Source organism: Thermus tenuipuniceus, from assembly GCF_002964845.1.
GTDB classification, from domain to species: Bacteria; Deinococcota; Deinococci; order Deinococcales; family Thermaceae; genus Thermus; species Thermus tenuipuniceus.
Genome location: NZ_KZ672957.1, coordinates 12,496 through 34,615, shown reverse-complemented (window position 1 = coordinate 34,615; position 22,120 = coordinate 12,496). Strand labels below are relative to the sequence as shown.

Annotated in this window: 19 protein-coding genes and 2 pseudogenes; 10 read left to right on the top strand and 11 right to left on the bottom strand. The window is 66.1% G+C overall.

All coding sequences use genetic code 11. The features are described 5' to 3' along the window. Window positions 1–4: 4 nt before the first annotated feature. The 5 genes from C2847_RS00895 to C2847_RS00875 are packed head-to-tail and all read right to left on the bottom strand — an operon-like array spanning window position 5 to window position 4,000. Window positions 5–1,897, bottom strand: a complete 1,893-nt coding sequence (locus C2847_RS00895; RefSeq protein WP_105316613.1) for an AMP-binding protein — start codon at window positions 1,895–1,897, stop codon at window positions 5–7. Beyond that, on the bottom strand, window positions 1,898–2,725 hold the full coding sequence (locus tag C2847_RS00890; RefSeq protein WP_105316612.1) for a serine/threonine-protein kinase: 828 nt from the start codon (window positions 2,723–2,725) through the stop codon (window positions 1,898–1,900). It abuts the gene before it with no gap. Continuing rightward, entirely contained in the window at window positions 2,718–3,392 is a 675-nt protein-coding gene (locus C2847_RS00885) for a metal-dependent hydrolase (protein ID WP_105316611.1), read from the bottom strand. The genes C2847_RS00890 and C2847_RS00885 overlap by 8 nt, the downstream gene beginning before the upstream one ends. A gap of 21 nt (window positions 3,393–3,413) precedes the next feature. Further along, on the bottom strand, window positions 3,414–3,794 hold the full coding sequence (locus tag C2847_RS00880) for a DUF3809 family protein (RefSeq protein ID WP_105316610.1): 381 nt from the start codon (window positions 3,792–3,794) through the stop codon (window positions 3,414–3,416). Further along, complete coding sequence (locus tag C2847_RS00875; protein WP_105316609.1) at window positions 3,791–4,000, bottom strand: DUF3248 domain-containing protein; 210 nt, start codon at window positions 3,998–4,000, stop codon at window positions 3,791–3,793. Before C2847_RS00875 ends, C2847_RS00880 begins: the two co-directional genes overlap by 4 nt. A 45-nt stretch (window positions 4,001–4,045) precedes the next feature. Between C2847_RS00875 and C2847_RS00870 the strand changes: the two genes are divergently transcribed. Beyond that, window positions 4,046–4,453 carry a hypothetical protein gene (locus tag C2847_RS00870; RefSeq protein WP_105316608.1) on the top strand — a complete coding sequence of 136 codons (408 nt, stop codon included), beginning with the start codon at window positions 4,046–4,048 and terminating at the stop codon, window positions 4,451–4,453. Here C2847_RS00870 and C2847_RS00865 read toward each other — a convergent pair. Beyond that, a complete protein-coding gene (locus C2847_RS00865; RefSeq protein WP_105316607.1) occupies window positions 4,401–5,546 on the bottom strand; it encodes a 23S rRNA (cytosine(1962)-C(5))-methyltransferase in 1,146 nt (381 codons plus the stop codon). The genes C2847_RS00870 and C2847_RS00865 overlap by 53 nt on opposite strands. A gap of 101 nt (window positions 5,547–5,647) precedes the next feature. On the opposite strand from C2847_RS00865, the gene C2847_RS00860 reads away from it, so the two are divergent. From C2847_RS00860 to atpD, 9 genes are read left to right on the top strand one after another with little or no spacing between them, the layout of a single operon-like run. Further along, window positions 5,648–5,962 (top strand): V-type ATPase subunit subunit G family protein, encoded by a 315-nt coding sequence (locus tag C2847_RS00860; protein WP_105316606.1) that lies wholly within the window; start codon window positions 5,648–5,650, stop codon window positions 5,960–5,962. After that, window positions 5,959–7,917: a V-type ATP synthase subunit I gene (locus C2847_RS00855; protein WP_105316605.1), complete on the top strand. Its 1,959-nt coding sequence runs from the start codon at window positions 5,959–5,961 to the stop codon at window positions 7,915–7,917. Before C2847_RS00860 ends, C2847_RS00855 begins: the two co-directional genes overlap by 4 nt. Before the next feature lie 12 nt (window positions 7,918–7,929). After that, window positions 7,930–8,229, top strand: a complete 300-nt coding sequence (locus C2847_RS00850; protein WP_038029369.1) for an ATP synthase subunit K — start codon at window positions 7,930–7,932, stop codon at window positions 8,227–8,229. 55 nt (window positions 8,230–8,284) lie between these two features. Further along, window positions 8,285–8,851 (top strand): V-type ATP synthase subunit E, encoded by a 567-nt coding sequence (locus tag C2847_RS00845; RefSeq protein WP_105316604.1) that lies wholly within the window; start codon window positions 8,285–8,287, stop codon window positions 8,849–8,851. Between the two features lie 3 nt (window positions 8,852–8,854). Beyond that, window positions 8,855–9,826 carry a V-type ATPase subunit gene (locus C2847_RS00840; protein WP_105316603.1) on the top strand — a complete coding sequence of 324 codons (972 nt, stop codon included), beginning with the start codon at window positions 8,855–8,857 and terminating at the stop codon, window positions 9,824–9,826. A gap of 2 nt (window positions 9,827–9,828) precedes the next feature. Further along, window positions 9,829–10,143, top strand: a complete 315-nt coding sequence (gene atpF, locus C2847_RS00835; RefSeq protein ID WP_208619917.1) for a V-type ATP synthase subunit F — start codon at window positions 9,829–9,831, stop codon at window positions 10,141–10,143. Between the two features lie 12 nt (window positions 10,144–10,155). Beyond that, window positions 10,156–11,892 (top strand): V-type ATP synthase subunit A, encoded by a 1,737-nt coding sequence (locus C2847_RS00830; protein WP_105316601.1) that lies wholly within the window; start codon window positions 10,156–10,158, stop codon window positions 11,890–11,892. Between the two features lie 11 nt (window positions 11,893–11,903). Next, window positions 11,904–13,340: a V-type ATP synthase subunit B gene (locus C2847_RS00825; RefSeq protein WP_019550082.1), complete on the top strand. Its 1,437-nt coding sequence runs from the start codon at window positions 11,904–11,906 to the stop codon at window positions 13,338–13,340. 9 nt (window positions 13,341–13,349) lie between these two features. Beyond that, window positions 13,350–14,021, top strand: coding sequence for a V-type ATP synthase subunit D (atpD, locus tag C2847_RS00820; protein ID WP_105316600.1), 672 nt, complete (start codon window positions 13,350–13,352; stop codon window positions 14,019–14,021). A 62-nt stretch (window positions 14,022–14,083) separates the two neighbouring features. On the opposite strand, the gene acnA is transcribed toward atpD, so the two are convergent. The 5 genes and pseudogenes from acnA to C2847_RS12455 form a co-directional block, all read right to left on the bottom strand. Further along, window positions 14,084–16,789, bottom strand: coding sequence for an aconitate hydratase AcnA (gene acnA, locus C2847_RS00815; protein WP_105316599.1), 2,706 nt, complete (start codon window positions 16,787–16,789; stop codon window positions 14,084–14,086). Window positions 16,790–16,950: 161 nt separating this feature from the next. After that, window positions 16,951–17,703, bottom strand: coding sequence for an alpha/beta hydrolase (locus tag C2847_RS00810; RefSeq protein WP_105316598.1), 753 nt, complete (start codon window positions 17,701–17,703; stop codon window positions 16,951–16,953). Window positions 17,704–17,706: 3 nt separating this feature from the next. Beyond that, the gene (locus tag C2847_RS00805) at window positions 17,707–21,006 is read right to left on the bottom strand and encodes an efflux RND transporter permease subunit (RefSeq protein WP_105316597.1); all 3,300 of its coding nucleotides are present in this window, start codon (window positions 21,004–21,006) and stop codon (window positions 17,707–17,709) included. After that, window positions 21,003–21,877: pseudogene (locus C2847_RS00800) on the bottom strand (efflux RND transporter periplasmic adaptor subunit); the annotation flags it as partial. The gene C2847_RS00805 and the pseudogene C2847_RS00800, both read right to left, overlap by 4 nt. 1 nt (window position 21,878) lies before the next feature. Next, a pseudogene (locus tag C2847_RS12455) lies at window positions 21,879–22,117 on the bottom strand (RND transporter); the annotation flags it as partial. Window positions 22,118–22,120: the final 3 nt, after the last annotated feature.

Genomic DNA, 22,120 nt, shown 5'->3' with positions numbered 1-22,120 from the left:
GGCTTCAGCTTCCCGCCTGGCGGATGGCCTCCACCGCCTCGGGGTTTTCCAGGGCGGAAAGGTCGCCGGGATCCTGGCCCAGGTAGGCGGCCCGCACCACCCGGCGCATCACCTTGGCGTTGCGGGTTTTGGGCAGGTCAGGGACGAAGAGAACCCTTTCCGGCCTTAAGGGTTTGCCCAGGGCTTCCGCCACCCGGTCGGCCACCGCCTGGGCCAGCTCGGGGCCCGGGGAATAGCCGGGCTTCAGCACGGCGAAGAGCACAATGGCCTCCCCCTTTACCGGATGGGGTACCCCGATGGCGGCGCACTCCTTGAGGGCGGGGTGGGCGATGGCGGCGGTTTCCACCTCGGCAGGCCCCACCCGTTTGCCCGCCACCTTAAGGGTGTCGTCGCTCCGGCCCAGGATGAAGAAGTGGCCTTCCTCATCCAGAAGGGCCAGGTCCCCGTGAATCCAAACCCCGGGGACACGGGAGAAATAGGTGTCCAGGTAGCGGGCCTTGTCCTGCCAGAACCCCTTGGTCATGCCGGGCCAAGGCCTAAGCACCGCAAGCTCCCCCGCCTGGCCCACCACGGGTTTCCCCTCCTGGTCCAGCACCGCCGCGGCCATCCCGGGAACGGCGGTGTTGAAGCCCATGGGCTTGATGGGTTTGACCAGAACATTGCCCAGGATGCCGCCGGAGACCTCTGTTCCCCCCGAGTAGTTCACGATGGGTCTCTTTTCCTCTCCCACCGCCCGGAAGAACCAGAGGTAGGGCTCGAGGTTCCAGGGCTCCCCGGTGGAGCCGAGGACCCGGAGGGAGCTGAGGTTGTGGGCCCGGATGGGCTCCTCCCCCAGAGGAATCAGGGCCCGCACCAGGGTGGGGGAGAGGCCCAGGTGGGTGAGGCGGTGGGCCTCCACCATTCGCCAAAGCCGCTCCGGTCCGGGGTGGTCGGGGGCGCCGTCGTAGAGGAACACCGTGGCCCCCAGGATCAGCCCTCCCAGGATGGCCCAGGGGCCCATCATCCAGCCCAGGTCGGTGAACCAGAAAAGCCGGTCCCCCTCCCTGAGGTCAAAGAGAAGGGCCAGATCCAGAGCAGCCTTAAGGGGAAATCCCGCATGGTAGTGCACGGTGCCCTTGGGTCGGCCCGTGGTGCCGGAGGTGTAGATGAGCATGAAGGGGTCCATGCTCTCCATCTCCTCCGGGGGGAAGGGCTCGCCCCTTAAGGATTCGTAGTCCACCTCCCCGGCTTCCAGGGGAAGGCCCAGCCTCCGCACCACCAGAAGACGGGGGGTTTCCGCCAGGGCCTGGGCCTTGCGGGCCTCGAGGAGGAGTTCCACCCTTCTTCCTCGCCGGTGGAAGCCATCTTGCACCGCCAGGAGCTTGGCCTTGGCGTCCTTGAGCCGCACTGCCGCCGCCTCGGCGGCGTAGCCGGAGAAGATGGGGATGGCGATGGCCCCAAGCCAGGAGGTGGCCAGGAGGAGGATGGCCGCCTCGAGGCCCATGGGGAACCACAGGCCCACCCGGTCCCCCCGCTCCACCCCCAGGGCCCGAAGCCCTGCCGCTACCTGCTCCACTTCTTTTAAAAGCTCCCCGTAGGTGAGGGTGCGTACCCCACCCTCCTCGGTTTCGTGGATGAGGGCTAAGGCAGAGGGCTCGTGGCTGAGGGCTGCCTCCGCCAGGTTGAGCCGTCCCCCCACGAAGAAGCGGGGAAGGGGAAACCCACCTTCTATGGCCCGCTCGTAGGGTTTGCGCCAGGGTATCCCAAGGTAGGTGAAAAACTGCCCGTAAAAATCCTCGAGCTCCCCCACGCTGTAGCGGTAAAAGGCCTCGTAGTCTTGAAAGCCCAGGGCCTCCATGAACTGGAAAAGCCTCGTGGCCTGGGCCTCCTCGGGCTTTGGGTACCAGATGGGTTCCATCTACTTCCTCCAGAAAGGGAATCCTTTGCGCTTGGGCGGGGTTTCCTCGGTCTTAGGGCCCTCCGAATTTTGCAAAAACTCCAGAAAGACTTTGAGCTCCAGCCGTTCCTCCGGCCTCTTGGCCATTAGGCGCCTCAAGGCTTTGTCCAGCCGGGAAGGCAAGGAGGTGGGAGGGGGAGGAAGAAGGAGGTGGGCGTTTCTAAGGTCCTCTAGGGTTTCCCCGCGAAAAGGGCGCCGCCCCGTGAGGAGCTCGTAAGCCATCACCCCAAAGCTGTAGGCGTCGCTTTTGGGGCTGGGCTTGGCCCCCAGGAAGAGCTCGGGGGCCAGGTAGTGGGGGCTTCCCGCATACTCCCAGGAAGCCTCCGCCATGGGGCGCACGGTGCCCAGGTCCCCCAGCTTGTAGATCCCTTCCCCCACGAACACGTTGGAAGGCTTCACATCCTGGTGGAGGAAGCCCTTTTCGTGCAGGAAGAGCAAGGCTTGCCCCACCTGCAAAAGCGCCTGCGTGGCCTCCTCCTGGCTCAGGGGACCCTTGAGGAGGCGTTCCTCCAGGGTGCCTTCCTCCAGGTACTCCAGGGCCAAAAAGGCCTCCTCGCCAAAGGGCACCCCGTAAAGCCCCTGCACCAGGTGGGGGTGCCTCAGGGAAAGGCTAAGGGAAACCTCCCGGGCAAACCGCTCGGCAAGCCTGGGATCCTCCCTTACCTCCTTCCGGGGAAGCTTGAGGGCTACCTTTTGCCCGCCCGGAGCCTCCGCCAGGTAAACCTGGGCGGTCTGCCCCAGGCCCAGGAGCATCTGGAGGCGGAAGTCCTTGCGCTTCAGGCTAGTCAAGGACCAACACCCCTCCCGGTTTCAGGGCATGGCCCTCCACGCCCTTTTCCTTGGCCCTCTCGGCGAAGGCGTCCCCGTCCTGACGGATAGGGGGGAAGGTGTTGTAGTGGATGGGCACCACCCGCTTGGGTTTTACGAGCTCCAGGGCCTTTAGGGCGTCTTCCGGTCCCATGGTGAAGTGGTCGCCGATGGGCAGGAAGGCCAAGTTCAGGTCCAGCTCTCCGATGAGGCGCATATCGGAGAAGAGGGCGGTGTCCCCGGCATGGTAGATGCGCTTGCCGCCAAGTTCCACCACCACCCCCATGGGCATGCCCCCGTAGGTGCCGTCGGGGAAGCTGGAGGAGTGCCAGGCGGGGAACCATTTGAGCCAGCCCCCGGAGAAGCGGTAGGTGCCTCCGATGTTCATGGGCACCGCCTTGGCCCCGTGCTTCTCCGCATAGGTGGCGATCTCAAAGGTGGAAACCACCGTGCCTCCCTTCTTGGACAGGGCCACGGCGTCGCCGAAGTGGTCCCCGTGGGCGTGGGTAACCAGGATGAGGTCCGCCTGCACCTCCCCCACCCCCACCGGGGCCACGGGGTTCCCGGTGAGGAAGGGATCGATGACCACCTTGGTCTTGCCGTCGGAAAGCCAGACCGCCGAGTGGCCCAGGTACCGGATCTCCAGCATAGGCACCTCCTTTAAGAGGCACTATACCGGAGAGGAGGGCAGTTGGGAAAGGGACCGCTCTAGGCTTTTATAGAAGAGGAGTTCCAGGATGCGGGCAAAGGCTCGCTCCCCCCAGGTCTGTCCCTCGGGGAGGACCAAACTGAGCTCCAGTTCCAGCTCCAGCCCCTTCGTGCCCGAAAGTACCCGCCCCTCCACCTTAAGGGAAGGTGGAGGGAGGAGCTTGGCCTCGAGGTTCTCTCCTCTAAGCCTCGAGGCGAAGGGAAGGGCCACCTCCCCCAGCACGGGGTTTTCCTGCCGGAAGACCCCACGGACCTCGTTTCCTTCCAGCCGGAGTTCCAGGGGTAAACCCTGGGAGGGATGGCCGTTGAGGAGGTGGAGGAGGAGGTGCAGCCTGGCCTTCATCCTTCCACCCACTCCACCCGCACCCGGCCCTCCTTGGCCAGGCGGGCCACCTCGGCGTCCGGGATGTTCAAGAGCCTGGGCAGTTCCCGGAAGCGGGGCGTGGCCGAGGCCAGGCCCACCCGCACCACCAGGACCTCCTCCTCCTCCGCCCGGCCGATCCGCCAGACCAGGTGCGGGCCCAGGGCTTCCAACAGATCCTTCTCCACCCCCTTAGTCTATCCCGGGGTGGCCTTGGGGGATAATGGATGGGGATGCTCCTCGAGGTGGTCTTTGCGGGTCTTTCCCCCTGGGTTTTCTGGGCCGGGGTAGGGGCTATGGCGTTGGGTTTTACCCTGGGGGAAGCTTCCTGGATGGCCTGGGTTCTCCTTTACCCCTGGTGGCGGCTTAGGCGGGGTTGGCGGCTAAGGCTTTTTCCCGATCACCTGAGCCTTCACCCCCCTTTGGGTCTCAGCCGCCGGATCCCCCTGGAGGGGGTGCGGGAGGTGGGGGTGGTCTACTGGCCGGCAGGGCCCCTCGCCCGGGGAAGGCGGGCTTTGGTCCTCCACCTGGAAGACGGGGAGGGGATACCCCTTCCCGTGCCCGATCCCGAGGGCCTGGCGGCCCGGATCAGAGAACTTCTAAGAGGGCGAACTTCAGGTAGTGGGTTTCGGGATGGTTGAGGAGGATGGGGTGGTCCCATCCCTGGCCCCGTTTCTCCACTACCCTCAGGCTGCGGTGGGCGCCTTCTGCGGCCTCGGCGAGCATCTGGTAGAAGAGGGGCTCGGTCAGGTGGTGGCTACAGCTACTGGTGGCCAGGAGGCCCCCTTCCTTGAGGAGCTTGATGGCCCGGAGGTTCACCTCCTTGTAAGCCCGGTAGGCCCTTTCCAGGTCCTTTTTCCCCTTGGCGAAGGCGGGTGGATCCAGCACGATCAGGTCAAACCGTTCCCCCGCCTTTTCCAAGGCCCTTAGGTAGTCAAAGGCGTTAGCCTCCACGGTTTTCAGGGAAAGCCCATTCAGCCTGGCGTTCTCCTCCGCCTGCCTCAGGGCCTCGGCGGAGCTGTCCACGCTGATCACCTCCTGGAAGCCCAGGGCCAGGTGGAGGCCGAAGCTGCCCGCATAGCTGAACACGTCCAGGGCCCTTTCTCCCCGGAAGTTTTCCATAAGGATCCGGTTGTCCCGCTGGTCCAGGTAAGCGCCGGTCTTTTGGCCCCCGGTGAGGTCCACCCGGTAGCGGATCTGGCCTTCCTTCACCAGGGCTTCCGGGGGCACCTGGCCAAAAAGGGGCCGGACGTATAGGGGCAGGCCCTCCAGCTGACGGACCTTGGCGTCGTTTTTGGCCAGGAGGCTTTTGCCCAGGGGCTTAAGCCTCTCGGCCACCTGGGGCAAGAGGGCCTCCCAGGCGTAGGCGGTGGCCTGCAAAACCAGGTGGCCGGCGTAGTGGTCCACCACCAGCCCCGGCAGGAAGTCCCCTTCGGCGTGGGCCAGGCGGAAGCCTCCTTCGGGCTCCTTCTCTAGTGCGGGGAGACGCCGGGCCAAGGCTTTCTCCAGGTTGTCCAAAAGCGCCTCCGCCGGGTCCCTTGCGGGTCGGAAGCGGTAGGCCCGCACGCTTAGGTCGCTGGTGGGGTTGAAGAGGGCCAGGGCCAGAAAGCGCTTGCCCCAGTAAACAGGGTAAAGGCCCGGCTCCTCGGGGCCCGAAAGCACATCGCGGCGAAAGACCCAAAGGTGCCGGGCCAGGAGGCGCTGGGCTCCTTTTTCGTTGACGAGAATCCGCATCGCTTAAGTATACTTAAGCGGGGTTGGTTGACGTTTGCCCCAAAGGCCGGTATCCTATCCGGCAGGCGCAGTTTGCGCATCTTTTCACGAAGGGAGGGGCGATGGGAGGCCTGGGACTTATCAAGAGCCTGGCGGAGAAGGAAAGGGAGCTACTGGCCCGCCTCGAGGCCGCCAAGAAGGAGGCCGAGGTCCTGGTGGGGCAGGCCGAGGCGGAGGCCAGGGCCCTCCTGGAGGAGGCCGAGGCCAAGGCTAAGGCCCTGGAGGCCGAGTACCGGGAACGGGAGGCCAAGGAAACGGAGGCCATCCTGGCCCGCTACCGGGCCCAGGCGGAGGCCGAAGCCAAGGCGGTGAAGGAGAAAGCAGGGGCCCGGTTGGAGGAGGCCGTGGCCCTGGTTCTGAAGGAGGTTTTGCCGTGATCGCCCCCATGGAGAAGCTGGTTCTGGCCGGGCCTAAGGCCAAGGCCCAGGAGCTTCTCCACAGCCTCCAACAAGCGGGGGTGGTCCACCTGGAAACCCTCCGGGTGGAGGAGCTTGCCGAGTACAGGCTTTCCCAGGAGGAGCGAGAGGAACTCAGGCGCTGGGAAGGGGTGGCAGCGGGAGCCGAGCATACCCTCACCCTCCTGGGCCGGGAGATGGAGCCCGCAAGGCCCTTTCCCGATGGGCTAGAGGCGGCGGAAAAGGCTCTTTCCCCCATCCAGGCTCACGCTGAGGGCCTCGCCCGGCAGAAGCAGGAGCTGGAGGAGGAGCTTGCCCTGGCCCAGGCTTACCTGGAACCCTTGGAGAAGCTTGCCGCCATGGCCCAGGGCTTGGACCAAAGCCCCTTCTTCCGGGTGGTACCCTTTCTGATCACGGAAAAGGAGCTTCCCCTGGTGGAGGAGGCCTTGAAAAAGGCCCTGGAGGACCGGTTCGTCCTGGCCAGCGAGCCCTACTCCAGAGGGGTGGCTGGGCTTCTCGTGGTGCACCGGAAGGACCTCGAGGCGGCCAAGGCTGCCCTTTCCCGGGCCGGGGTGGCGGAGCTCCGCCTCCCTGGCAACTACGGGGATCTTCCCCTCAGCGAGGCCACCCGCCGGTTGAAGGAGTGGGCCGAGGCTGCTCCCAAGGAGCTTTCCGAGGTGCGCCAGGCCCTTTACCGGCTGGCCCAGGAGGCAGCCTCCACCCTGCAAAGCCTCTGGACCCGGGCCAAGGACGAGGCGGCCCGGCTTAAGGCCTTGGAGGAACTGGCCTCAGGCCGGTTTGGCTTTGCCCTTTTGGGCTACGTGCCGGTGAAGGCCAAGGGCCGGGTGGAGGAGGCCTTGGCCCGCCACAAGGACCAGGTGATCTACGCCTTTGAGCCGGTGGACGAGCACCACGAGGCGGATCGGGTGCCCGTGGCCCTGGACAACCCTCCTTGGGTCAAGCCCTTCGAGCTTCTGGTGAACTTCCTCAACACTCCCAAGTACGGCTCCCTGGACCCCACCCCGGTGGTGCCCATCTTCTTCCCCTTCTGGTTCGGCATGATCGTGGGGGACATAGGGTATGCCCTTCTTTTCCTGCTCCTCGGGCGTTGGCTCTCCGGGTTCGTGCAACGGAATGAGCCTCTGGTCATCGACCTTTTCGCCCTGAGGCTCAAGCCCGCCGTCATCGGGAAGCTGGTCTACATCCTTAACTGGATGGTCTTCTGGACGGTGGTCTGGGGCTTCGTCTACGGGGAGTTCTTCGGCACCTTTTTGGAGCACCTGGGGGTGTTTGGCACCCCTGAGCATCCTGGCCTCATCCCCATCCTCATCCCCCGTATCGACACGGCCAAGACCGCCAACCTGCTCATCCTCCTTTCCGTGGCCTTCGGGGTGGTCATGGTCTTCTGGGGCCTGGCCCTACGGGCTTACCTGGGCTTGAAGCACCGCCACATGGCCCACTTTTGGGAGGGCGTGGGGTACCTGGGGGGCTTGGTGGGCATCTTGGCCCTGGCGGCGGGGTACCTGGGGAACCTCCAGGCCGGGTGGCTTTCCGTGCTCATGTACCTGGGCTTTGGCGTCTTCTTGCTTGCGGTTCTCATGAGCCGTATGTGGCTCATGATCCCGGAGATCTTCACCCAGGCGGGGCACATCCTTTCCCACATCCGTATCTATGCGGTGGGGGCTGCTGGGGGTATCCTGGCGGGCCTTCTCACCGATGTGGGCTTCGCCCTGGCGGAGCGGATCGGGCTTGTGGGCGCACTTCTGGGCATCGGGGTGGCGGCGGTGTTGCACCTTCTTATCCTTCTTCTCACCACCTTGGGCCACATGCTCCAGCCCATCCGTCTTATCTGGGTGGAGTTCTTCACCAAGTTCGGTTTCTACGAGGAGAACGGCAGGCCTTACCGGCCGTTCAAGAGCGTCCGCGAGACGCTTTAGGGAGGGAAAGAGATGAAGAAGCTTCTGGTTACGGTTCTGGTGGCGGTTTTCGGCGCTCTGGCTTTTGCGGCGGAGGAGGCGGCGGCTTCCGGGGGCTTGGACCGAGGCCTCATCGCCGTGGGGATGGGCCTGGCGGTAGGCCTGGCGGCTTTGGGCACCGGCGTGGCCCAGGCCCGCATCGGTGCGGCGGGCGTGGGGGCCATCGCCGAGGACCGGAGCAACTTCGGTACCGCCCTGATCTTCCTCCTCTTGCCCGAGACGCTGGTGATCTTCGGCCTTCTCATCGCCTTCATCCTGAACGGCAAGCTGTAAGAGGTTTTGGGGCCCTGCCCCGTGGAGGGTGGGGCCCTTTCTCCAAGGAGGGCAGATGTCCAAGCTGGAAGCCATTTTGAGCCAGGAGGTGGAGGCGGAGATCCAGGCCGTCCTGCAAGAGGCCAAGGCCAAGGCGGAGGCCTTGAAGTCCGAGGCCAAGGCCAAGGCGGAGGGCTTGCTTTCCGCCAGAAAGCGGGCCCTCGAGGCCAGCCTGCAGGCCGCCATCCGCCGGGCAGAAAGCGCCGGGGAGCTCCTCCTGGCCACAGCCCGTACCGAGGCCAAGGGGGAGGTGCTCTCGCGGGTGAAGGCCAAGGCGGAGGAGGCCCTCAGGGCCTTGCCGGATAGCCCCGACTGGCCTCAGGTGTTGCGGAAACTGGCCGAGGAGGCCCTTGCGGCCTTAGGGGAGCCCGAGGCCCTGACCTCCCATCCGGACAATCTTCCGCACCTCGAGGGTCTGGCGCGGGAGCGGGGCCTGGAGCTTAGGGCCGACCTTGCCTTGCGCCTTGGGGTGAGGGCCATCGGCAAGGGGGGCAGGACCCAGGTGGAGAACGCCTTGTTAAGCCGTTTGGAACGGGCCTGGGATGCCCTTTCCTCCAAGGTGGCCCAGGTGGTGTGGGGCTAGGACATGGCGGACGACTTCGGCTACCTAAACGCCCGGGTGCGGGCCAGGAGGAGCACCCTCCTCAAGGAGAGCTTTTTACAGGAGGCCTTGGACCTTTCCTATCCCGATTTCCTGCGCCTGCTTTCCGAGAGCGTCTACGGCCAGGACCTGGCCGGCCAGGGCCTTCCCGAGGTGGACCGGGCCATTGCCCTCACCCAGGCCCGGTTGGTGGGGGACCTGGCGGGGTTGGTCACGGGGGAGGCTCGGGAGGCGGTGCGGCTTCTCCTCCTCAGGAACGATCTCACCAACCTCCAGGCCGTCCTCCGGGCCAAGGCCACGGGGAAGCCCTTTGAGGAGGTGGTGCTTCTCCCGGGTACCTTAAAGGAAGCCCTTTGGCGGCAGGCCTACGAGGCCCAGGATGCGGCGGGGATGGCCCAGGTGCTTTCGGTACCGGGCCATCCCCTGGCCCGGGCCTTAAGGTCGGTGCTCCGGGAAACCCAGGACCTGGCGCGCATCGAGGCCCTTTTGGCCAAGCGCTTCTTTGAAGGGGTGGCCAAGGCCTCCAAGGCCCTGGAGGAGACGGCTTTGAGGGATTACCTGGCCCTCGAGGTGGATGCGGAGAACCTGCGCACCGCCTTCAAGCTCCAGGGGCAGGATGTGCCGGTGGAAAGCGTCTTCATACGGGGTGGGCGGTTCGTGGACAGGGTCCGCTTCGCCCGGCTCCTCGAGGGGGATTACGCCGTATTGGACGAGCTTTTGGGCACTCCCTTCGCCCCTTTAGCGGGTGCCCGGGACCTCAAGACCCTGGAAAGGCGGCTCAGGTGCCTCCTGCTCAAGGAGGCCAGGAAGGGAGCCACCGACTCCCTGGGCGTGGGATTGGTGCTGGCCTATGTGAAGGAGCGGGAGTGGGAGGCCGTGCGGCTTAGGCTCCTGGCCAGGCGGGCCTACTTCGGGCTTCCCCGGGCCCAGGTGGAGGAGGAGGTGGTCTGCTCATGAGGATCGCCGTGATCGCCGACCCCGAGGCGGCGCAGGGGTTTAGGCTGGCGGGCCTCGAGGCCTACGCCGCCACCTCGGCAGAGGAGGTCCGGGCCCGGCTGGAAAACCTGGTCCAGGCCGGGGGGTACGCCCTGGTGGCTGTGGACCAGGGGCTTTTGCCCGAGCCGGAAAAGGCGGTGGAGCGGCTCATGCGGGGCAAGGACCTTCCCGTGCTCCTACCCATAGCCGGGTTGAAGGAGGCCTTCCAGAACCCCGATGTGGAGGGGTACATGCGGGAGCTGGTCAAGAGGACCATAGGCTTTGACATCAAGCTGTAGAATGGAGGGACGATGATCCAGGGCGTGATCCAGAAGATTGCGGGCCCGGCGGTGATTGCCAAGGGCATGACCGGAGCCCGCATGTACGACATCTGCAAGGTGGGCCACGAGGGTCTGGTGGGGGAGATCATCCGCCTGGACGGGGATACCGCCTTTGTCCAGGTCTACGAGGACACCTCCGGTCTCAAGGTGGGGGAGCCGGTGGTGTCCACCGGGCTTCCCCTGGCGGTGGAGCTGGGCCCGGGGATGCTCAATGGCATCTACGACGGCATCCAGCGTCCCCTGGAGCGTATCCAGGAAAAGACCGGCATCTACATCACCCGGGGCGTGGTGGTCCACGCCTTGGACCGGGAGAGGAAGTGGGCCTGGACCCCCAGGGTGAAGCCAGGGGATGAGGTGCGGGGCGGGATGGTCCTCGGCACCGTGTCGGAGTTCAACTTCACCCACAAGATCCTGGTGCCCCCGGATGTGAAGGGCCGGGTCAAGGAGGTGAAGCCCGCCGGGGAGTACACGGTGGAGGAGCCGGTGGTGGTCCTGGAGGACGGCACCGAGCTCAAGATGTACCACACCTGGCCGGTGCGTCGGGCCCGCCCCGTCCAGCGCAAGCTGGACCCCAACACCCCCTTCCTCACGGGGATGCGCATCCTGGATGTCCTCTTCCCCGTGGCCATGGGGGGCACCGCGGCCATCCCCGGGCCCTTTGGTAGCGGCAAGACTGTGACCCAGCAGGCCCTGGCCAAGTGGTCCAACGCCGACGTGGTGGTTTACGTGGGTTGCGGGGAGCGGGGCAACGAGATGACCGACGTCTTGGTGGAGTTCCCTGAGCTCACCGACCCCAAGACGGGTGGGCCTTTGATGCACCGCACGGTGCTCATCGCCAACACCTCCAACATGCCCGTGGCCGCCCGCGAGGCCAGCATTTACGTGGGGGTCACCATCGCCGAGTACTTCCGCGACCAGGGCTTCTCCGTGGCCCTCATGGCGGACTCCACCAGCCGCTGGGCGGAGGCCCTGCGGGAGATTTCCAGCCGCCTCGAGGAGATGCCCGCCGAGGAAGGCTACCCCCCTTACCTGGCTGCCCGCCTGGCCGCCTTCTACGAGCGCTCCGGCAAGGTGATCACCCTAAACGGGGAGGAGGGGGCCATCACCATCGTGGGGGCGGTTTCCCCTCCCGGCGGCGACATGTCCGAGCCCGTGACCCAGTCCACCCTGCGCATCGTGGGGGCCTTCTGGCGGCTGGATGCCTCCTTGGCCTTCCGGCGCCACTTCCCGGCCATCAACTGGAATGGCTCCTACTCCCTCTTCACCGGGGCCTTAGACCCCTGGTACCGGGAGCACGTGGCCCCCGACTACCCTGAGCTTCGCGACGCCATCTCCGAGCTCCTGCAGAGGGAAGCGGGCCTGCAGGAGATCGTGCAGCTGGTGGGTCCCGACGCCCTCCAGGATGCCGAGCGCCTGGTCATCGAGGTGGGGCGGATCATTCGCGAGGATTTCCTCCAGCAGAACGCCTTCCACGAGATCGACGCCTACTGCTCCATGGGGAAGGCCTACGGCATCATGAAGATGATCCTGAGCCTCTACAAGGAGGCCGAGGCGGCCATCCGGCGGGGGGTTACCGTGGACGAGATCCTGCAGCTCCCGGTGATCGAGCGCATCGGCCGGGCCCGCTACGTGAGCGAGCAGGACTTCCCCCGTTACTTTGAGGAAGCCATGCGGGAGATCGAGGGAGCCTTCAAGGCCTTGGCCTAGGGGAGGGAAGGATGGATCTTTTGAAGAAGGAGTACACGGGCATCACCTACATCTCGGGACCTCTCCTCTTCGTGGAGAACGCCAAGGACCTGGCCTACGGTGCCATCGTGGACATCAAGGACGGCACGGGCCGGGTGCGCGGCGGCCAGGTGATCGAGGTCTCCGAGGAGTATGCGGTCATCCAGGTGTTTGAGGAGACCACGGGGCTGGATCTGGCCACCACCAGCGTGAGCCTGGTGGAGGACGTGGCCCGGCTCGGGGTTTCCAAGGAGATGCTGGGCCGGCGCTTCAACGGGATCGGCAAGCCCATCGACGGCCTGCCCCCCATTACCCCGGAGAAGCGGCTTCCCATCGTGGGCCTTCCCCTGAACCCCGTGGCCCGCAGGAAGCCCGAGGAGTTCATCCAGACGGGCATCTCCACCATCGACGTGATGAACACCCTGGTTAGGGGGCAGAAGCTTCCCATCTTCTCGGGCTCGGGCCTTCCCGCCAACGAGATCGCCGCCCAGATCGCCCGTCAGGCCACGGTGCGCCCGGACCTTTCCGGGGAGGGGGAGAAGGAGGAGCCCTTCGCGGTGGTCTTCGCCGCCATGGGCATTACCCAGCGGGAGCTCTCCTACTTCATCCAGGAGTTCGAGCGCACCGGGGCCTTAAGCCGCTCCGTGCTCTTCCTGAACAAGGCGGACGACCCCACCATCGAGCGCATCCTCACCCCCCGCATGGCCCTCACCGTGGCCGAGTACTTGGCCTTCGAGCACGACTACCACGTGCTGGTCATCCTCACGGACATGACCAACTACTGCGAGGCCTTGCGGGAGATCGGGGCGAGCCGCGAGGAGATCCCGGGCCGGCGCGGTTACCCGGGCTACATGTACACGGACCTGGCCACCATCTACGAGCGGGCTGGGGTGGTGGTGGGCAAGAAGGGCTCCGTCACCCAGATCCCCATCCTCTCCATGCCCGATGACGACCGCACCCACCCCATCCCCGACCTCACGGGCTACATCACCGAGGGGCAGATCCAGCTTTCCCGGGAGCTCCACCGCAAGGGCATCTACCCGCCCATCGACCCCCTGCCCTCCCTCTCCCGGCTTATGAACAACGGCGTGGGCAAGGGCAAGACCCGGGAGGACCACAAGCAGGTTTCCGACCAGCTTTACTCCGCCTACGCCAACGGGGTGGACATCCGCAAGCTGGTGGCCATCATCGGCGAGGACGCCCTCACCGAGAACGACCGCCGCTACCTGCAGTTCGCCGACGCCTTCGAGAAGCACTTCATCAACCAGGGCCAGCAGAACCGCTCCATCGAGGAGAGCCTGCAGATCGCCTGGGCGCTTCTTTCCATGCTGCCCCAGGGGGAGCTCAAGCGGATTTCCAAGGACCACATCGGCAAGTACTACGGGCAGAAGCTGGAAGAGATCTGGGGTGCTCCCCAAGCCCTGGACTAAGGAGGGTAGATGAGCCAGGTGAGCCCCACCCGCATGAACCTTCTGCAACGGCGCGGCCAGATGCGCCTGGCGCAGAAGGGGGTGGACCTCCTCAAGAAGAAGCGGGATGCCTTGGTGGCGGAGTTCTTCGGGCTGGTCAAGGAGGCCTTGGAGGCCCGGAAGGCCCTGAACCAGGCGGCGCAGGAAGCCTATGGGGCCTTGCTTCTCGCCCAGGCCTTTGACGGGCCGGAGAGTGTTTCCGCCGCCGCCTTGGGGGTGAGGCCCCTCGAGGAGGTGGAGGCGGAGGTGGAAAACGTCTGGGGGAGCAAGGTGCCGAGGCTCAAGGCCACCTTCCCCGATGGGGCCTTGCTCTCCCCGGTGGGCACCCCGGCCTACACCCTGGAAGCCGCCCGTGCCTTCCGCCGCTACGCCGAGGCCTTGATCCAGGTGGCCAACACGGAAACCCGCCTCAAGAAGATCGGGGAGGAGATCAAAAAGACCACCCGACGGGTGAACGCCCTGGAACAGGTGGTGATCCCCGGGATCCGCTCCCAGATCCGCTTCATCCAGCAGGTCCTGGAGCAGCGGGAGCGGGAGGACACCTTCCGCTTAAAGCGCATCAAGGGCAAGATCGAGGCCCGGGAGGCGGAGGCGGAGGGAAGCCGCCCCAACCCCCAGCTGGAGATCGGGGCAGGGCTTTAGCCCCCTCCCAAGAAGGGTGCAAGAAGGCCCCGGGGCACAGCCCCGGGGCCTTGCGCGCTTCGCTACTGGGCCTTCGCCTCCTTTAGCATGTTGAGGAGCACGGTCTGGAGAATGCCCCCGTTTTTGTAGTAATCCACCTCCACCGGGGTGTCCAGGCGGGCGATGGCCTGGAAGCGAACCTCCGTGCCATCTTCCCTTCTCGCCACCACCTCCACCCTCTTGCGGGGGGCGAGGTCCTTTAGGCCCAGGATGTCGTAGACCTCGTAGCCGGTAAGGCCCAGGGTTTCCCGGTTCTCCCCCGGCAGGAACTCCAGGGGCAGGACTCCCATCCCCACCAGATTGGAGCGGTGGATCCTTTCAAAGCTTTCCGCCAGCACCGCCTTGATGCCCAGGAGGAAGGTGCCCTTGGCGGCCCAGTCGCGGCTGGAACCGGTGCCGTACTCCTTGCCGGCGATGACCAAAAGGGGTGTACCCTCGGCCTTGTAGCGCATGGCCACGGGGTAGACGAAGTCTACCTCGCCCTCCGGCAGCTTCTTGGCGTAGCCCCCCTCCACCCCATCCAGCATCAGGTTCTTGATGCGGATGTTGGCGAAGGTGCCCCGCATCATCACCTCGTGGTTGCCGCGCCGGGAACCGTAGGAGTTGAAGTCCTCGGGCTTGACCCCCTTGGAGATCAGGTACTGGCCCGCCGGGCTTTTCACCGGGATGGCCCCGGCGGGGGAGATGTGGTCGGTGGTCACGGAATCCCCGAGGACCAGGAGCACCCGGGCTCCCTGGATGTCCCCCACCTGGTGCTGGCCCAGGTTCTGGAAGAAGGGAGGCTTCTGGATGTAGGTGCTCTCGGGATCCCAGCCGAAGAGCTCCCCCGTGGGGGCGGGCAGGGCCTGCCAGCGCTCGTCCCCCTGGAAGACCCGGGCGTATTCCTTCTTGAAGAGCTCGGGGTCCAGGGTCTTGGCCATGGCTTCCCGGATCTCCTCCATGGAGGGCCAGATGTCCTTGAGGTAGACGGGCTTGCCGTTGGGGTCATAGCCCAGGGGCTCCGCGGTGAAGTCGATGTCCATGCGCCCCGCCAGGGCGTAGGCCACCACCAGCATGGGGCTCGCCAGGTAGTTGGCCTTTACGTGGGGGTTGATGCGCCCTTCAAAGTTGCGGTTCCCGGAAAGCACGGCGGCCACCACCAGGTTTCCCTCCTCCACCGCCTTGGCGATGTCCTCCGGCAGGGGGCCGGAGTTGCCGATGCAGGTGGTGCACCCGTAGCCCACCACGTGGAAGCGCAGGGCCTCGAGGAAGGGAAGGAGGCCGCTGTTCTCCAGGTAGTCGGTGACCACCTTGGAACCCGGGGCCAAGGAGCTCTTCACCCAGGGCTTGGTGTCCAGGCCCGCCTCCACCGCCTTCTTGGCCAGAAGCCCGGCTCCCAGCATCACCGTGGGGTTGGAGGTGTTGGTGCAGCTGGTGATGGCGGCGATGACCACGGAACCGTGGGTGAGCTCAAACTCCTCGTCCTGGCGCTTGACCAGCACCTTTTTGGAGAGCTGGTCCTGGGTAAGCCCGAAGCCCCGTTCCTTCACCGGCTTGGTGAGGTGGGCCAGGAAGCTCCCCTTCACCTCCTTGAGGGGCACCCGGTCCTGGGGCCGTTTGGGGCCGGCCAGGGAGGGTTCTACGGTGGAGAGGTCCAGCTCCAGGTACTCGGAGTACTGCACCTTGGCCTCGGCCTCGGGGGTGCGGAAAAGGCCCACCGCCTTGGTATAGGCCTCCACCAGCTCCACCAGAGCTTCGGGGCGGCCCGTGAGCCTCAGGTAGCTTAGGGTTTCCTCGTCCACGGGGAAGAAGCCCATGGTGGCCCCGTACTCGGGGGCCATGTTGGCGATGGTGGCCCGGTCCGCCAGGGAGAGCTTGGCCACGCCGGGGCCGTAGAACTCCACGAACTTGCCCACCACCCCGTGCTTGCGTAGGATCTCGGTGATGGTCAGGACCAGGTCGGTGGCGGTGGCCCCCTCAGGGAGCTCCCCAAAGAGCTTGAAGCCCACCACCTTGGGGGCCAGCATGTAGTAGGGCTGGCCCAGCATGACGGCCTCGGCCTCAATGCCCCCCACGCCCCAGCCCAGAACCCCCAGGCCGTTCACCATGGTGGTGTGGCTGTCGGTGCCCACCAGGCTGTCGGGGAAGGCCAGGCGGAGGCCATCCCGCTTTTCGGTCATCACCACCTGGGCCAGGTACTCCAGGTTCACCTGGTGGACGATGCCGGTGCCGGGGGGCACCACCCGGAAGTTTTCCAGGGCTCCCTGGGCCCACTTGAGGAGCAGGTAGCGCTCCCGGTTCCGCTCGTATTCCTTCTCCACGTTGTAGAAGAAGGCGTAGGCGGTGCCGAAGGCGTCCACCTGCACCGAGTGGTCGATGACCAGGTCGGCGGGGACCACGGGGTTGATGCGCTTGGGATCCCCGCCCCGCTCGGCCACGGCGTCCCGCATGGCGGCCAAGTCCACCACCGCCGGGACCCCGGTGAAGTCCTGGAGGATGACCCGGGCCAGCTTCAGGGGCACGTTGATCTCCCCCGGCTCAGGGGTCCAGCGGGCTAGGGCCTCGATGTCCTCCCGGGTTACCTGGTAGCCGTCCTCGTTTCTGAGGAGGCTTTCCAGCATGATGCGGATGGAGAAGGGGAGGCGGCTTACCTCGGCAATCCCTTTCCTTTCCAGTTCCGTGAGGTCAAAGTAGGCGTAGGTGCCGCTAGGGGTGTTAAGGGTCTTAAGGGTTTGGAAACTATCCTTCATGGCTGCTCCTTTCCTTCCCCCTTTCCAAACCCCACCCAGCGGGCTGCAAACTCCGGTACCCGGGCGCCAAAGCCAGGGTTTGAGCTGGGTGTGGGTTTTGGGGGGAAATGTTCCGAGGGGGGGCGCCCGCCCCGGCTTTTCCCACTATACCACCTTGGCCCTCAGCGGTGGGCCTGGGGCGGGGGAGGGGCGTCCAGGCCCAGGCCCTCCAGGAAGAGCAGGACCTCCTCCTGGATCTCCCGCCATAGGGCTTCCCGGGGCCTTCGGGCGGGCCGGTCTCCCTTCTGGGGGCCGTAGGCGCCAAAGCCTGCATGGTTCAATCCCTCCACGAAGACCACCCGGGCGTTTTTGGGAAGGAGCCGGGCCTTCTCCCGGGCTTTTTCCGGGGGGAGAAGGCCGTCTTCCGTGCCAAAAAGGGCCAGGACGGGGAGGTCTTCCTGGGAAAGGTCCCTTTCCGGGTAGCTGGCGAAGAGGATGAGGGGAAGCCCTTCCGAGGCGGCCAGCTCTGCCGCTGCCACCCCGCCTAGGCTGTGCCCGCCCACCACCCAGGGGAGCCCGGAATGGGCCCGGTGGGCCTCCAGGGCCCTTTCCTTTCCCAGGAGGGCGATGCCCGAGGGAACCTTCAAGAGGACCACCAGGTACCCCGCCTCCGCCACCGGGGCCAGGACCGGGGCGTAGGCCAAGGGTTCCACCCGGGCCCCGGGGTAGAAGGCCAAAAGGGCCTTGGGGGCTTTGGGGATGAGCTCTAGGCCGTAAGAAGCCTCCCGCACCTCGAGGCCAGCTTGCGTCAAGGCCTCCTGGGCCACGCCCTCTGCCTTTAAGGGCCTGAGGAAGTAGTGGGCCACCCCAACCACGGTCAGAGCGATGAGGAAGGCTGCCACCAGGAAGAGGAGAAGGAGCTTTTTGGCGCTCATGGATCACCTCAGGATCGCTTCCCGGGCCCTTTGCCCTTCAAAGGCGTAGAAGGCCGCGGGCACCACGAAGAGGGTGAGGAGGGTGGAGGAAAGGAGTCCCCCCAGGATGATCACCCCTAGAGGTCTACGGTACTCGGCGCCTTCCCCGGTGCCTAGAAGCAAAGGCAGGCTAATGATAAGCACGGTTAGGCTGGTCATGAGGATGGGCCTTAAGCGGAGCCGGGCCGCCTCCACCAAGGCTTCCCTTAAGGGCTTTTCGCGCATGCGCCTTACGGCGAAGTCCAGGAGGAGGATGGCGTTTTTGGTGACCAGACCGATGAGCATCACCACCCCCAGGACGCTGATCACGTCCAGGCCGGTGCCCAAGAGGTAGGTGAGCCAGAAGGCCCCCACCAGGGCTAGGGGAACGGGGAGGAGAAGGTAAAGGGGGTAGCGCCAGGCGTTGAACTGGCTGGCGATGACCAGGTAGTTGAGGAACAGGGCCAGGAGGAAGGCCAGGGGGGCCAGCCGGGCCAGCTCCCCGGTGAAGGAGCCGAGGCCCGTGGCCAGAAGCTCCACTCCATCGCCCAAAAGGCCCTTCTCCCTAAGCTCCGCCTCCAGCTCCCGTTGGATCTGGAAGCTTCCTGGGGCGTCGGGCTTGAGGTTGATGTTGATCCCGGCGGCGTAGGCCTGGTTGCGCCTCGAGATCAGGGTGGGTCCAGGCCGCTCCACGAACCGCCCCAGGTTTCCCAGGGGCAGGAAGGCTCCCAGGGCAGGGGCGTAAATGGGCAGGGAGAGGAGGTCGGACTCGCCCCCGAGGCGTAGGGGATCCGCCTGGACCACGATGGCCAACTCCTCGCCGCTCCTCCTGGCGGTGGCCGCCTGGCTGCCGGAGAGGTAAAGGCGCAGGGTCTGGGCTACGTCGAGGGGAGTGAGGCCGGTGCCGGAAAGCCGGGCAGGATCCGGTACGAAGACCCGTTCCCGCTGGGTGGCCTCGAGGGTGTTCTTCACGTTGAGGACATAGGGTTTTTCCGCAATCAGCTGGGTGATCTCCATCACCCGCTTCTCCAAAAGGGCCCGGTCGGGGCTGGTGACGAAAAACTGCAGGTCCGCATCCCCGGCCTCGGGGCCGGTCTGGGCCAGGACCCGCAGGTCGGCTCCAGGGAAGTCCTTAAGGGCCTCCCGTCCTTGGCGATTGAAGATCTCGGTGAGGGTGAAGATGTCCTGGCGCTCGCTCTTGGGCTTCAGGACGATCTGGAGCTGCACCCGGCTGGGGTCCCCCACCTGGGCCCCGCCGGTGGCGCTGGCCCCCACGGTGGTGACCACCCGCTTCACCGCCGGGTGGGAGAGGAAGTAGGCCTCGAGGGTCCTTGACGCCCGGTCGGAGACCGCCAGGGGGGTGTCCTTGGGCAAGAGCAGGGTGGCGGTGAGGACCCCGGTGTCGGAGCGGGGGGTGAAGTTGAAGGGGATCCTGGGCAGGAGGGGGAAGAGGGAGAGGAAGGCCAGGGTGGCGAGGCCCAGGACCACCCAAGGCCGCCTTAGGACCTGGCTAAGGCTTCGGGCGTAAGCCTCGGTGAGGCGGTGCATCAAGGCCTCGGAGCTGGCGTGGAGGAGGTGGGTGAGGGCTCCCGCCAGGTCCAGGAAAAAGCGGCCCAGGTAGCGCCCAAGGCCAAGGAGGGCGGGGTATAGGGGAAGGAGGAGGAGCCAAAGGGGCCCCTGCCGGTAGAGGAGGAAGGCGGCCAGGGCTCCGAGGAGAAGGCCCACTGGGGTACGAAAGCCCCTTCGGTAAGCGAAGCGGAGGTCCTGGGGCAGGAGGCGGAGGGCCAGAAGGGCTTCCTTGGGGCTTGGGGGCTCGGGGTCCGGGAAGTAGGCCAGGCGCACGGTGAGGAAGAGGAGGGCTTCCAGCCAGCTCACGGCGATGGCAGCGGCCATGCCCAGGCCGAACTGCTGGAAGATCTGGCCGATGATGCCCGGGAGGAAGCTGATGGGGAGGAATACCGCCAGGAGGCTCAGGGTGGCGGCGGCCACCGCCACGGAAACCTCGCTGGCTCCCCTCAGCACCGCTTCCTTGAGGCCGTAACCCATGCGCCGGTAGCGGTCGATGTTCTCCGCCACCACGATGGAGTCGTCCACCACGATGCCCACCGCCACGGTGAGGGCGAGAAGGCTGATCAGGTTGTAGGTGAAGCCCAGAAGGCCGAAAAGGAGGATGGCCCCCGAGAGGGTGATGGGGATGGCCAGGATCACGGAGAAGACGGAGTTCAGCTTCCCCAAAAAGACCAGCACCACCAAGGACACCGCCAAGGCAGCTAGGAAGGCTTCCCGCACCGTGTCCAAAACGGCGGCCCGGATAAAGCGGGTGGAGTCCAGGGCGATCTCCGCCCGGTAGCCTGCGGGGAGTTTGGTTTCCGCCAGGGTCTTTTTGACCCCGTCCGCCACGGCCACGGCGTTGGAGTCGGGGGTCTTCACCACCGCTAGGAGGACGGCGGGGCGGCCGTTCAGGCGGTTTAGGGTACTGGGCTCCTCCGCCCGCTCCTCCACCCGGGCCACGTCCCTGATCCTGAGGCCCCGGGAGGGGTCCAGGACCAAATCCGCCACCTCCTCGGCGGTGGCGGGGGTGTTGCGCAGGGTATAGACCAGGCGCTTTTCCCCCTCGGTGAGGTTCCCCAAGGGTAGGTTCAGGGCCGAGGTGGAAAGCGCCTGCACCACCTGGCCGGGGGCCACGCCCAGGGCCTCGAGGCGGCCTGGGTCCAGGTAGACCCGGATGGCCCGCCTGGGCGCCCCGGTGAGGCGGATGTCCGCCACCCCCGGCACCAGCTGGAGGCGGGGCTTTAGGGTTCGCTCGGCGTAGCGCAACACCTGGGAGAGATCCTCCCCGGGCGCCTCGAGGGCCACGTAGAGGATGGGGCTTGCCGAGGGGTCAAACTTCTGCACCACGGGGGGCGAGGCATCCCTGGGAAGCAGGGCCCGGGCGGCGGCCACCTTCTGGCTCACCTCCACCGCCACCCGGTCCACGTCCACCCCTTGCTGGAACTGGACGAAGACCAGGCTGAAGCCCTCGGTGGAGCTGCTTCCGATGGTGTCCACCCCGCTTAGGGTGGAAAGGGCGTCCTCGAGGGGCTTGGATACTTGCTCCGCCACCTCCTCGGGACCGGCCCCGGGATAGCTGGTGGAGACCGCCACCACGGGCACGCTGAAGCGGGGCAGGAGCTCCACCCCAAGCCCAAGGCCCAGGAGCAGGCCCACCAGGACCAGGCCCGCAAAGATGGCGGTTGCGAAGACGAACCGCTCCACAAAGAAGGCCACCAGAGGGTTGGTCCTCACCGAACCACCTCCACGGGATCCCCATCCTTGAGGCCCACGGGCACGGGATGGATGACCTCGGCACCCTCGTTAAGGCCCTCCACCGCTGCCTGTCCGCCCTCCTGGGCGAGAAGGCGCACAGGGGTTTTTCTCGCCTTCCCCGCCTCCACCTGGTAGACCAGGGTTTCCCCCTCCTGGACCTGAAGGCTCGTCGCGGGGAGGAGGAGGCCCTCGGCCAGCTTCACCCGGTAGCGCATCTCGGCGGGACCCGGGAGCAGGGTGCCTTCCGGCTTCAGGACCACCTCCACCAGGCGGGTCTGTCCCGGAAGGTCCGTCTTGCGCAGGAGGCGTGCCCAGACCTCCCGCCCGTTTTGCCTGAGGAGGAAGGGCGTTTCTGGGGTGAGGGCGCTGGCTTGGTCGGGGGGGAGGTAGACCTTGGCCAAAAGGCGGTCCGTGGTGGCCAACCGGAAGGCCCGGCTTCCCGTTCCCACGAACTCCCCTTCCCTTACGAACACCTCCACCACCTCCCCGGCGAAGGGGGCCCGCACCGTGCTTTCCTTGAGGTTCCTTTCCGCCTGGCGCACCTGGAGCCGGGCGGCCTCCACCTGAAGCTCAAGAGGCCGGAGGTCCTCCCCCCGCTCCAGGCGGGATAGGGCCTCGAGGGCGTTCTGGTAGTTGCTTTCCGCCTGGCGGTACTGGGCCTCGAGGGCCTTGAGGTCCAAAGGGGCCAAGGCCCCGGCCGAAAGCAGGGCCTGGCCTTCCTCGTAGCGCTTCTTGGCCGCCTGAAGCTGGGCCTCTGCCGCTTGAAGCTGGGCCTTGAGGGTGGCCCGGTTTCCCGCAAGCTGGTTTCGGGCGCGCTCCAGGTTGGCCTCGGCTTGTTTTAGGTTAAGCCNCGGGGGGGAAGGGTTCGCAGGACCCGGCCGGAGGCGCCTGCCGCCACCAGGCTCTCCTTTTCCGCCTGCAAGGTGGCGGAGGTCCGTACCTCCCGCTCCAGGATTCCAGACTGGGCCCTCACGGTGCGCACCTCCGTGGCCAGGGTAGGGGTGGGAGGAGTCTCGGGAGCTTTGGCCTCCTTGGGGGCGCAGGCGCTGAGGAGGATGAGGCTTAGGGCAAGGCTCGTTACAGGGCGCATAGT